Source organism: Dyadobacter bucti, assembly GCF_005869225.1.
GTDB lineage: Bacteria > Bacteroidota > Bacteroidia > Cytophagales > Spirosomataceae > Dyadobacter > Dyadobacter bucti.
In genome coordinates, this window is the sequence record NZ_SWFP01000005.1 from 486,625 (window position 1) to 498,025 (window position 11,401).

15 protein-coding genes are annotated in these 11,401 nt (G+C 45.5%); 10 read left to right on the forward strand and 5 right to left on the reverse strand.

Going from position 1 to position 11,401, the window contains the following annotated elements; all coding sequences use genetic code 11:
- Positions 1-416: 416 nt before the first annotated feature.
- The 5 genes from FBF61_RS35600 (at position 417) to FBF61_RS18880 (ending at position 2,693) form a co-directional block, all read left to right on the forward strand.
- Positions 417-596, forward strand: a complete 180-nt coding sequence (locus FBF61_RS35600; RefSeq protein WP_138480096.1) for a twin-arginine translocation signal domain-containing protein — start codon at positions 417-419, stop codon at positions 594-596.
- A gap of 91 nt (positions 597-687) precedes the next feature.
- The gene (locus tag FBF61_RS35605) at positions 688-849 is read left to right on the forward strand and encodes an FAD-dependent oxidoreductase (protein ID WP_138480099.1); all 162 of its coding nucleotides are present in this window, start codon (positions 688-690) and stop codon (positions 847-849) included.
- On the forward strand, positions 816-1,103 hold the full coding sequence (locus FBF61_RS18870; RefSeq protein ID WP_166444553.1) for a hypothetical protein: 288 nt from the start codon (positions 816-818) through the stop codon (positions 1,101-1,103). Before FBF61_RS35605 ends, FBF61_RS18870 begins: the two co-directional genes overlap by 34 nt.
- A 98-nt stretch (positions 1,104-1,201) precedes the next feature.
- Positions 1,202-1,831, forward strand: a complete 630-nt coding sequence (locus FBF61_RS18875) for a DUF885 family protein (RefSeq protein WP_138480103.1) — start codon at positions 1,202-1,204, stop codon at positions 1,829-1,831.
- A 13-nt stretch (positions 1,832-1,844) separates the two neighbouring features.
- Entirely contained in the window at positions 1,845-2,693 is an 849-nt protein-coding gene (locus FBF61_RS18880; protein WP_374756626.1) for a DUF885 domain-containing protein, read from the forward strand.
- Between the two features lie 131 nt (positions 2,694-2,824).
- Here FBF61_RS18880 and FBF61_RS18890 read toward each other — a convergent pair whose 3' ends face one another.
- Positions 2,825-3,301 carry a hypothetical protein gene (locus FBF61_RS18890; RefSeq protein ID WP_138480108.1) on the reverse strand — a complete coding sequence of 159 codons (477 nt, stop codon included), beginning with the start codon at positions 3,299-3,301 and terminating at the stop codon, positions 2,825-2,827.
- A gap of 328 nt (positions 3,302-3,629) precedes the next feature.
- Between FBF61_RS18890 and FBF61_RS18895 the strand changes: the two genes are divergently transcribed.
- From FBF61_RS18895 to FBF61_RS18905, 3 genes are all read left to right on the forward strand, one after another.
- Entirely contained in the window at positions 3,630-4,592 is a 963-nt protein-coding gene (locus tag FBF61_RS18895; RefSeq protein ID WP_138480110.1) for a DUF4886 domain-containing protein, read from the forward strand.
- Positions 4,593-4,751: 159 nt separating this feature from the next.
- A complete protein-coding gene (locus tag FBF61_RS18900; RefSeq protein ID WP_138480112.1) occupies positions 4,752-4,961 on the forward strand; it encodes an amidohydrolase family protein in 210 nt (69 codons plus the stop codon).
- A 63-nt stretch (positions 4,962-5,024) separates the two neighbouring features.
- Complete coding sequence (locus FBF61_RS18905; protein ID WP_138480125.1) at positions 5,025-5,444, forward strand: DUF1801 domain-containing protein; 420 nt, start codon at positions 5,025-5,027, stop codon at positions 5,442-5,444.
- 34 nt (positions 5,445-5,478) lie between these two features.
- On the opposite strand, the gene FBF61_RS18910 is transcribed toward FBF61_RS18905, so the two are convergent.
- The 4 genes from FBF61_RS18910 to FBF61_RS18925 all read right to left on the reverse strand — a co-directional run bounded on the left by FBF61_RS18910 (position 5,479) and on the right by FBF61_RS18925 (position 9,020).
- The gene (locus FBF61_RS18910) at positions 5,479-5,892 is read right to left on the reverse strand and encodes a DUF6157 family protein (RefSeq protein WP_138480127.1); all 414 of its coding nucleotides are present in this window, start codon (positions 5,890-5,892) and stop codon (positions 5,479-5,481) included.
- 32 nt (positions 5,893-5,924) lie between these two features.
- Positions 5,925-6,347, reverse strand: coding sequence for an SRPBCC family protein (locus FBF61_RS18915; protein WP_138480129.1), 423 nt, complete (start codon positions 6,345-6,347; stop codon positions 5,925-5,927).
- Positions 6,348-6,370: 23 nt separating this feature from the next.
- Complete coding sequence (locus FBF61_RS18920; RefSeq protein WP_138480131.1) at positions 6,371-6,796, reverse strand: VOC family protein; 426 nt, start codon at positions 6,794-6,796, stop codon at positions 6,371-6,373.
- Between the two features lie 112 nt (positions 6,797-6,908).
- Entirely contained in the window at positions 6,909-9,020 is a 2,112-nt protein-coding gene (locus FBF61_RS18925) for a protein-disulfide reductase DsbD family protein (protein ID WP_138480133.1), read from the reverse strand.
- 150 nt (positions 9,021-9,170) lie between these two features.
- Here FBF61_RS18925 and argB point away from each other — a divergent pair, with 150 nt between their 5' ends.
- Positions 9,171-9,959 (forward strand): acetylglutamate kinase, encoded by a 789-nt coding sequence (gene argB / locus FBF61_RS18930; RefSeq protein WP_138480135.1) that lies wholly within the window; start codon positions 9,171-9,173, stop codon positions 9,957-9,959.
- Positions 9,960-10,069: 110 nt separating this feature from the next.
- Positions 10,070-11,398 (forward strand): c-type cytochrome, encoded by a 1,329-nt coding sequence (locus FBF61_RS18935; RefSeq protein WP_138480137.1) that lies wholly within the window; start codon positions 10,070-10,072, stop codon positions 11,396-11,398.
- The last annotated feature ends 3 nt before the right edge of the window (positions 11,399-11,401 follow it).

The window sequence follows — 11,401 nt, forward strand, 5'->3', positions numbered from 1 at the left end:
TAAATTAAAAAATAACGAAAGACATCACCAAATAAATCGTGAAATTAATTTTTTAAAATGCTGGTAATTAATTGATTATATAAGTATCGAAAAATGAGCAAAAACAAAAAAAGGAATATTTTATGTGACTGTTAATCAGAGGGTCGTTGGTTCGAGCCCAACTTCGGGAGCCCTGAATGTGAAGCACTTAGCATTAATTTGCTAGGTGCTTTTTGCTTTAGTTGCAATAGATACGGTGCTACCTACTTATTGGGGATCAAGTCCTAAATTTGTAGAGCGCATAGGATTCTCAAAATTCCCAAATCCCAGCATTACCTTCACAACTTGCCCATTTAATAACTTATTGATGCTGACCGGGTATAAATGGGCTGTTAATGACATTTGGCCATATACTTAAACAGTCGTCCTCATATTAGATGAATCGCAGAAACTTCCTGAAAAATTCAACTGCGGCAACCGCTGGCCTTACTTTGCCAATTGGTGTGGCTGCATCTCCGCAAAAAACGATCAAAAAAGTAATTGTAGTAGGTGCAGGTCTGGCGGGTCGAACGGCCCCTGGGAACTCCCTCAAGCCGCCCACGAAGTACCTGTACTAGGAAGCCAGAGATCGGTCCGGTGGCCGTGTGCTGACGCTTTGGGAAGGATTCACTCCAGGGTTGACGGCTGAGGCTGGCGGCATGACATTCAATGATAATTACTTCCGTGTTGCGAAACTCTGACTTCACACCTTCACTAACGCCTGCCAAAAAGGAGATCATTGCAAGAATGAATTACATGCCGGTTACTCGCATATTCCTGGAAGTAAAGAATAGTTTTTGGGAAAAAAGGGGGAAAATGGTCTTTCCCTGACAGACGTTCCAATCTGCGAGGTAGAAGAGCACCCTATGATCAAAACATGTAGCGAGAAAGAAAGAGGGATTCTTGAAGCGCATATACGCGGCGTTGATGCATTAGAAGTTGACGAAATGTCGGGTGCCAGAAGGTTGGTATTTGCTCAGCAACGACGGTTATATGCGATACCTTTACTGGGTCTGCAACTCATGGACAAGCATGAGCGGATATTGATTTTTCCGACTGTCAATTTCCGATTTTGCGTTGGATAATAAAAAAAACGGTGCATCGATTATATCTGAACAGCTGCTGACTTTTTTGACAAAAATCGAATTTTTGAGAGACCTTCCAAATCTATACCTACCTTGATATGAGGAAATTATTATTAGTGACTACGTCCCTGGCGCTATTTTGCTGCGAGCAAAAGTCCGACAAAAATCATGTTAATTTCACGGAAATGTCGGATAGTATCACCCTGAATTTCCTTGCATGGCGGCCCTACATGGGCGGTTTTCTCGGATTGCATGAATATGATGGCAAAGTGACGGATTACAGTAAAATATCTATTGACAGGGAGCTAGCCAGACTCAAACAGGATGACAATCGGCTTTCCGGTTTGGACAGAGCTTCATTGAGTGACGAAGAGTTTTATGATCTTAGGATTTTACAACACTCCATTCAGACAGAAATTTTTAACATTGAGGATTTGAATGCTTATGCTACGAATCCGATTAATTACGCTTTTGTTATTGATGCAAATGCCTATGTGAAAAGGGACTATGCGCCAATTGAGGAGCGGGTCAAATCCATTATTGCCATGGAAAAACGCGCTCCGGAAGTATTCAAAAATGCAAAGTTAAACTTGCTCGACAGTTTGGCTAAACCTTATGTTGAAACAGCCATTCTGATTGCGCGTGGATCAGCGGCATTTTTGGAAGGAGATCTGTTAACGGCTTTGAAAGAAGTAAAAAATGATTCCCTGATGGCAAAAGCCGATTGAAGTTTACAACGATCTGCAAAATGATCACCCCACGGCAGCGAACCTGATTTCTGACACCCGAAAAACACTTGAATCTATAAGACAGTATCTCGTAGACAAAAAGATCGTTAGCCTGCCAACGGAGGATAGGGTCCGGATTGAAGAAACGCCCCAATTCTTGCGCGGACTGACCACGGCCTCACTGGACGCGCCTGGTCCTTTTGAGACGAAAGGAACCGAAGCCTACTATTACATCACACCGGTTGACCCGAAATGGACATCGAAACAGCAGGAAGACTGGCTGCGACAGTTCAATTATTTTACGAACGACGTCGTCACCATTCATGAGGCGTATCCTGGTCATTATATGCAATTTCAGCATCTGAAAGCCTCGTCGGCCACGCGGATCGAAAAGGCTTTCTATAGCTATGCATTTGTGGAAGGTTGGGCGCATTATGCTGAAAAAATGATGCTCGACGAAGGGTTTGGTGACAATGGCGATCCTGTAAGAGTTGCCAAATACCGGCTTGCCCAGTCGGGAGAGGCATTGCTTCGTTTATGCCGTTTGTGCGTGTCCGTCAAAATGCATTGCCAGGGAATGAATGTCGACGAAGCAACGAGATTTTTTATGGATAACTGGTATCAGGGTGAAAAACCCTCGCAACGGGAAGCGCTCCGTGGCACATTCGATCCGGGTTATCTGTATTATAGCATAGGCAAATTGCAAATCCTCAAACTTCGGGAAGATTATCAGAAACAGGAAGGTGCCAATTTTTCATTACAAAAATTTCATGATCTTGTTTTGGGCAGCGGGATGTCTCAGGTTGGTTTGTTGCGAGAAAAATTGTTAAAAAATAAGTCGATTTGGAAGGATACACTATAATTACGCAAATTCGGTTATAGGTTTTGAATCCAGCTTCTGGCTGAGCGGAAAATAGGGGAGGTCAGACCACCCAATTCCGTGGCAGCCCTGATGGATAATCGAAGACAGGCATGGTAAGACATCGCTGATTATCACCCCGCAACTACCAGTAAGCAAATGGCATAAAGTGATTGCCACGGAATATGGGGTTCAATCACATACACATTGCCCCAGTATAATGATGTTGTAATTTGTTTGTCAATTAATGTCCAAGAGGACTTACACTGAGCTATCACTTCCCTTCTTATTCTGCCAACAGCAGCCAAGGCCAGCTCTCTGGATCCATTTTTGTTCACTGTCAGAATCGGAGACTTGCAAATTTTAACATCTGATGAAATGATCCCATTCAGGCAGCCAGTTGTGAACGGCTTGGCCTGAGCATTTGAAACAAATTGAAAATGTGCTGGAATACAACTTTCCAGCTCTGCCTTGTTACAGAAAACGTTCAATAAGCTGTTTGAATGCATCTTCAAGCTGATTGCCATTGCTGTTGAAAAGTAACTTCGTGCTTGAGATATGTTGTCAGTTAGTTGAGCGAATAGTTGTTGCTCTTTTTCTTCGAAATACAACTTAAGATTTGAAAAACTGCTCAGCCATACCTTCAATACATGCAGGGTAGCGGCGAATACCTATGGCGTTGGTTCACCGTCAGTTATCTTTTCAGCTCGGGACCTTGATCTTCCTTTTTTTCAAGCGCAGTGATTTCCGTGATAAACTCGGCCAGGCTTCCTGACTGAGGTCCTGCGCTGGCGGCTAATAAAATCGTAGTTCGAGCCTTGTTTTGCTTTGAATCTGATATCTTTGGAAACATGATACAGACTTTCTGGGCAATACATAAGCAAGCATTGCGCTGCGATAGCCCGGATCAGAGATTTTCTTCCTAAACCTAAAAAAATAATGAAATTGAAGTTCAACAAATTTAAACCTTCGGGAATTACTGTTGTTTTGCTGTCGCTTCTGTTCCTGACTTACACGTGCTTTCCGGTAATTGCAGGCGCCGAGATAACTGCAAAGGCAGATACCTTCAGGTTGTTTTTGATTGGGAACAGTTTTTCGCAAAATGCTACCCGTTACCTTCCGCAGCTGGCAGAGGAAGGCGGGCATCCTCTGAAGATCGGGCGTGCTGAGTTGGGTGGATGTTCCCTGCAAAGACATTGGGAAATAGCAGAAGCTGCTGAAAAAAATCCTGATGATCCCAAAGGCAAAGCCTATAATGGAAAATCACTGCGGCAGCTCCTGGCCGGCGGGAACTGGGATGTGGTGACGATCCAGCAAAATTCTATGAATTCGGGGGATGTCACTACTTATTCGCCTTATGCCAAAAAACTTTTCGATCTGGTGCGATCCATCCAGCCTAAGGCCAGGATTGTGATGCAGCAGACCTGGGCGTACCGTGTGGATGCTAAGAAATTCACGCAAACTGCTGACAATCAGTTTGCAGAAAATGCAAAGGAAATGTATGAGAAGTCGAGGGCTGCCTACCACGCAGTAGCCAACGAACTTGGGATATCGTTATTCCCGGTGGGTGATGCTTTCTGGAAAATCAATTCAGATCCTGAAACTGCCTACAAGCCTGATACTAACTTCGATTTTGAAAATCCAAAATATCCTATTCTGCCAGACCAGGCGAATTCTCTTCATGTGGGTTACAGATGGGATAAAAGTCAGAAACTGGCTTTTGACGCCAATCATGCCAATGAAGCAGGCTGCTTTCTGGGCGGCCTGGTATGGTATGCGGTGTTATTCAACGAGTCGCCCGCCAAGCTCAAATTTTGCCCTGAAAATGTGGATGCGGGATTTGATGCGCAGCTTAAAAAAGTAGCCCGTGAAGTAACGAAAGACAGTCAGAAGAAGAAATAATCTCCCGCAGCGGTAATCTCCTTCTAAATGATCATTTGGTGAAACATCATGCCGGTCATCAATGCTGTGCCTGACGCAAGATATCTGATCCTCAACGTCTCAAACAGCATTGAGCTGAATGCCGGGAAAGTGGCTTTGTTTAAATAAACCAATGTGGTAATGGATACTTCGGGACATAGCATCATAAATCCGGGCGAGCTCCCGAAACAATTCGGAACAGATAAATTTGCCTTTGGTACCCACGCGCCCATACTCGATTACTGGTCGAAATTGTGGCGGATAGAGGCGCTCAGGGATACCGAAGCTGATGCAAAGACCAGGGATATGCTGCGTTCGGGAAACATCAAAAGGCTTTTGAATATCAGCTGAGATTTTTTGACTAAATTCAAACCATCAGCCTATTCATCTCCTAACCTGTCACCAATCAGTATCATGGCGAAAAATAAAACCATCGAAACCGAAGCAAGCGTTGCAGCCTATGTGGACGCCATTCCCGACGAAAAGAGGCGGGAAGAATTCAGAACACTGGTTGATATTTTTGCTAAGTCAAGCGGTTTTGAACCCAGAATGTGGGGTCCGGCCATTGTGGGCTTTGGTACCTACCATTACAAATACGAAAGCGGTCACGAAGGTGATGCGCCCCGCGTCGGCCTGTCTTCCAGGGTCAATGCGATAACCCTGTATCTTGCTTATGATTTTAAGGAAAGAGAAGAGTTGCTCGCGAAATTCGGCAAACACAAGACCAGCAAAGCCTGTATTTACGTCAAAAAGCTGGCCGATATAGATACAGCCGTGCTGGAAAAAATGGTGAAAAATTCAATGGACCAGATGCAGCAGGATTATCCTTTGTAATAAGCTAAAATGCAATGGTAATAGCGACTTTTTATCACCTGGCCGATTTCATCGCTTTCAAGACCTTGAGGTTCTTATCATTTTTAAGTTTCTGATACTCTTCGGTTTCAGAGCCGTATATCGCGATTTTCCCTTCGGCGTTGCTGTGAACGCCCCAGCCGTAACGTTTGGTTAGGGGAGACGCGCGGAAGCAGGCCTGCCCTTTTGAGAAAAACGCCTTCCGGGCTTCTTCAAGCTCGTTTTCCGTGAGATCTTTGCGTTCGGCGAAAACATGGAACAGCACATCGTCAGACGTAAACTTGTACGGGTTTTTACGCACCATATCGAACTGAATGCTGGCCACGGTTTTAGTATCCCCTTTTATTGGCGGTACTTCACCTGCCGATGCAGGTGAATCGTCGGCGATCTCGATAAATGTATTTTCGTAATTGGTTGTGTGGATTTTCATTGTAATGCGATTTTCCTATTCGTGACTTTGCGCTATTCAACCAGTTTTTTCAGACCATCAATTACCGTGCCCCAGTTGGCTTCGGAATGCTCGGCTTTTTCGGCATCATAATTGGTTTGTTTGATCTTTAATATGGTTTTGCCGTCGGCTTCTTCAACCTCATATTTCACCAGGAGATGATTCTCAGGCAAATCCTCCATATTTGTCCAGTCGCTCAGGTACGAGTAGGCCAGTTGTTTATTAGGGACAAATTCCAGCACGGTTCCTTTATCCTGATAATATTTCCCTTCATATTCGCCCTTGAAATAAATAGGACTGCCTACCTGCCAGTCGGTTTCCAGGTCTGAACCGAAAAAGTATTGTTTTACGATGGCCGGATTGGTGAGAGCATCCCAAACTTTTTCAACGGGTGCATTGATGGTTGTCTTGTAGGTAGTTTCAAAGTCGGTTTTCATGGTGTTTTATTTGAAGTAATAAATCACGCGCTCATAATTTTTCCCATATCGAGCTTTTTCATCTGCATCACTTCCGCCATGATCCGCTGGGCGCGTCCGGGGTCGGACATTAATTCTCCCAGGCCGGAAGGGATGATCTGCCAGGAAAACCCGAATTTATCTTTCAGCCAGCCACACATGCTTTCCTCGCCGCCGTCGGATGTAAGTTTTTCCCAATAACAATCTATTTCTTCCTGACTGTCGCAGTTCACAACTAACGAAACAGCCTCGTTGAATTTGAAATGCGGCCCGCCGTTGAGCCCCATCAGCTTATATCCGTTCACTTCAAACATTACCACCATTGGCGTATCCGTGGTGATTTTTGAGTTTTTGAAAACAGAACAGTAAAATTCCGCGGCGGATTTTGCGTTGCCATCGAACCACAGACATGGGTAAATAGGACTGCTCATTTTTCTGAAAGTTAAGGTGTTGAATGAAAAATTACTGATGCAAGTTTAGACAACATTCAACAAACTCAGAGGGGGATAAAGCGACTTTTTCGGGGGTTACTTGCGACAGAAATCAGCCCTGTTTTTTCGATTTGAAAACCTCTTTACCGCTATCCAGGAATGCTGCGAAATTGGCCGGTTTCAGGTCGTAATTTTTTGGGGCAACCAGCAAATTTCCCTCGTGGTCGATCAGGCAATAATGCGGCTGGGCGTTATTATTGTATTTGACGATCTGAAGATCCGCGTTTTGCGCACCTATGGTTTTCTTGACCTTATTATCATATTTGGAAGTGTACCATTCAGATTCAGGGAGCTCAGTTTTGTCATCCACATAAAGCGCCACGATCACATAGTCATTCTGAAGACGTTTAAGGACCTCAGGATCCGGCCAGACGCGGGCTTCCATTTCACGGCAATTCACGCAACCATGACCTGTGAAGTCAATAAAAACGGGCTTGTTCACTTTTTTGGCATAGGCAATAGCCTCTTTATAATCAAAGAACCCATCCAGCTCGTGCGGCAAATGGAACAGGTCGGTATACTTTCGGGTTTCTCCGGATGTTGCGGATGAAGCTATTCCTGCCGTTCTTTTGCTCAGGTCAAAATCAATTGTGGATTGCGGAGGAAGGTAGCCTGCCAATGCTTTCAGAGGCGCGCCCCACATGCCGGGAAGCATATAAATGACAAAAGTGAAAGTGATGATCGAAAGCAGGATCCTTGGTACGCTCACACGTTCCACTTCGGAATCGTGCGGGGTGCGTATTTTGCCCAAAAGATAAAACCCAAGCATTCCGAAAATCACGATCCAGAAAGCCAGGTAAATTTCCCTGTCGAGCAGCCGCCAGTGGTAAACCTGGTCGGCGATACTGAAAAATTTGAGCGCGAGCGCCAGTTCCAGAAAACCGAGTACAACTTTTACGGTATTGAGCCAGCCGCCTGATTTTGGCAGTGATTTCAGCCATTGAGGAAAAAGCGCGAACAATGTAAACGGAATAGCAAATGCGGATGAAAACGCGGCCATACCAATAATAGGCTTCACCACTGCGCCCCCTGCCGAAGCGACCAGCAAACTGCCGACGATAGGCCCGGTGCATGAAAAAGATACCAGTACCAATGTAAATGCCATAAAGAAAATACCCAGATAACCGCCCTGGTCGGCTTTTGCATCCATTTTATTCACAAAGGAACTGGGCAGGACAATTTCAAAAAGCCCCAGAAAAGAAAGCCCGAACGCAAAGAAAATCCCAAAGAAAAGCAGGTTCGGAAACCAGTGTGTGCTCAGAAAATTAGCAAAGGCAGGGCCGTTGAGCCGGGATACCACCGTTCCGATCAATGTGTAGATCAGCACAATGGAAATGCCGTACAGCAATGCTTTTACCTTTCCGTTCGACTGGTTGGTAAAGTAGCTAACGGTCATGGGAATGATCGGGAAAACGCAGGGCGTAAGCAGGGCAACAAGGCCGGACAGAAATGCTGCAAGGGCAAATCCCCACAAAGAGCCAGTGGCCGCAGGATCTTCTGAATCTGTCAGTTGGATTGTCGGAGCGGCTTTTTCAGATGCATTGGAGGCAGTATCAGTTTCTGCGGCAGCAGTAATAGCGGATGAAACCGTGTCATTATTATTTTCTGCAACCGCAGGAGCAGCAGTTTCAGGAGCGGGAACATTGGCACCGACAGTCGGGCTGGTTTCCGGTGCAGCGGCAGCAACTACTTTTAATCCCTTGAATTCAAAATCGTCACTTCCCGGTATACACAGGCCGGATACATGACTGCATGTCTGGTATTCGGAGCTTCCTTTTATAACTGGATTGTCGGTAAGTATCTTTACAGATTGCTTAAAAACTCCCTTTCCTTCAAAATAGCGCACATTTCCACCCCATACTTCCTCGAATTTCGTTTTGGGGTTCTGCGGTTTCAGCTTTCCTACTACCTCAAAAGAGTTGTTTTTTTCAAAAGTGAAGCTGGTCAGCATAGGTCCGAGGTCCGGGTCGAAATCGGAAGAGTACATGTACCAGTCCTTATCGATCACCGCCGTAAAAACCAGGTCCACGGTTTCACCTTTTTTTACCTCATTTTTGGAAAAAGTATAGGTCCATTGCGCCTTGGGCTTTTGAATCTGGGCGGAAACAGTATCCTGAAAAAAGAATGTGAGGGCAAGAAGTAAAAGAAAAACAATGCGGTTCATGATAGCAAGGATATAATTTGCATGCTTCTGTAAAGAATTTGTGTTATGAAAGATAGAACGTAATTGTGATAAAAAAATTCATGACGGCCAGCCTTTTGCTTTTCTGTTAACTTTGTGGCCTCAAATCCAGAATTGTAAATCAAAATTTCGATGTCCGAAAAGCTGTACGTTATAAAAATCGGTGGTAATGTTATTGACAATCCCGAAGCCTGCGACAGGTTCCTGAGTCATTTTGCAAAGATAGAAGGTGCAAAGATCCTAGTTCACGGGGGGGGCAAAGTGGCTACGCAGATCGCCGCGAGGCTTCAGATTGAAACCCAGATGGTCGACGGGCGCAGGATTACCGACAAGCCCATGCTGGATGTGGTAACGATGGTTTATGGTGGATTGGTGAACAAAAATCTGGTAGCAATGCTTCAGGCTGCCGGCTGCAATGCGATCGGGCTGACGGGCGCGGACGGCGGGATTATCCGGTCTGTAAAGCGTCCGGTGAAAAGCATTGATTATGGTTTTGTGGGTGATATTGAGGAAGTAAATGCTGCGCAAATCAGCGCCCTATTAAGCAGCGAACTTGTGCCGGTCATTGCTCCCCTCACTTACAGCTCGGAAGGGTTATTGCTAAATACCAATGCAGATACCATGGCCTCTGCCACTGCCGTAGCGATGGCCGGAAGTTTTGAAGTTAACCTCATCTATTGTTTTGAAAAGAAAGGCGTTCTTTCAGATCCTGACGACGACCTTGCCGTCATCCCGTCGCTGACCCCGGCTTCCTATGAAGAATATAAATCGGCCGGCGTGATCAATAAGGGCATGATCCCGAAGCTGGATAATGCTTTTGCCGCACTTACCGCGGGTGTCAGCAGGGTAACGATTTGCCACGCGGATGACCTGGGCGAAGCTATCATATCTGCCGCGGGAACAACAATTTCTTTGGCATAACTACGATTTAGCCAATCATTATTTGCGAGTTTTTATAGAGGGGGATTTATTAAATTTTTTTAAAATTGATTTTCTCTTACTAAATTGCCTGTCCATAACCCACTCACTCAATGGCGTTTCGAAAAAACCTGCTTTTGGTATTGCTGTCCCTATGCAATTACGTTTCAGCACAGGTTCCGGAATTTTATAAGGAAGTCCAGCCGATCATTCACGCCAATTGCGTTCCCTGCCACCGCACGGGCGAGGCTGCGCCATTCCCGCTGATCACTTTTGAGGATGTGACCAAGCGTTCCAAGTTTATCAAACAGGTGGTCAGTTCGCGCTACATGCCGCCATGGAGAGCCGATAATCATTATAATACTTTTGAAAATGACCGGTCGCTGAGTGAGAAGGAGATCAAGACGATCGTAAGCTGGATCGACGGCGGAACACCCAAAGGAAAACCGAACACAAAAGCCGAGCAAGATCTTTTGGCGAGGGTCAATGCCGGAACTGCCTATAAGCGCAAACCAGACCTGCACCTGGGCATTAAAGAGGCATTTAAGTTGAAAGGTGATGCGGTCGAAAGGTTTGTGATGTTTAAAATTCCGTTCGAGCTGGGGCAGGAAGCGAATGTGGAGGGGATAGAATTTACCTCCAATAATAAAAAACTCATACACCACGCCAATTTCGCTATTCATCCGGTAGCGGACCAGTCGATTGACTTGTACAACTCGGTAGATTTCGTAGATCTCAGCGGACCTTCCGGGGATAAGTATTACGAATGGATCAAGTATAAAAAAGAAATGACCTACTATGGCGGCTGGATCCCCGGAACCACAGTGGAAACTTACCCGGAGGACATGGGTTGGGTTATGCCAAAAAGAGGTGTCATACTCCTGACTGTACATTTCGGGCCGTCTTCTCTGGACACCGAAAGTATCGACGGTGTTAATATATTTTTCAAACAAACGCCAATCAAAAGGAAGGTGAAGGTGATCAGTCTGGGTTCCGGAGGGATAGGTGAAAAGGATATCAGCCCGCCTTTTATGATTTTTGCGGATGAGGTAAAAAGCTTTCGTTTAAGGATCGGAAACAACCAGCCTGACATTTCCCTGCTTTACGCCTGGCCGCATATGCACCAGCTTGGGAAAGAGTTCAAGGCTTATGCTACTACTTCAGTCCAGGATACCATAAAGCTTGTCCATATTCCTTCCTGGGATTTCCGCTGGCAGGAAATTTACAAGTATAAAAAACCATTGTTGCTGCCCAAGGGGGCCATAGTGCATGTGGAAGGCACCTATGACAATACTACGGCCAATCCTATGAACCCGCACAATCCGCCTGAACTGGTGATGTCGACCGGGAATATGCGGAGCGACCAGGAAATGATGACGCTGATCTTGATGTATGTGGAGAGAGAACCGGGAGATGAAAACCTGGTTTTCAAGTGGAACTGAATT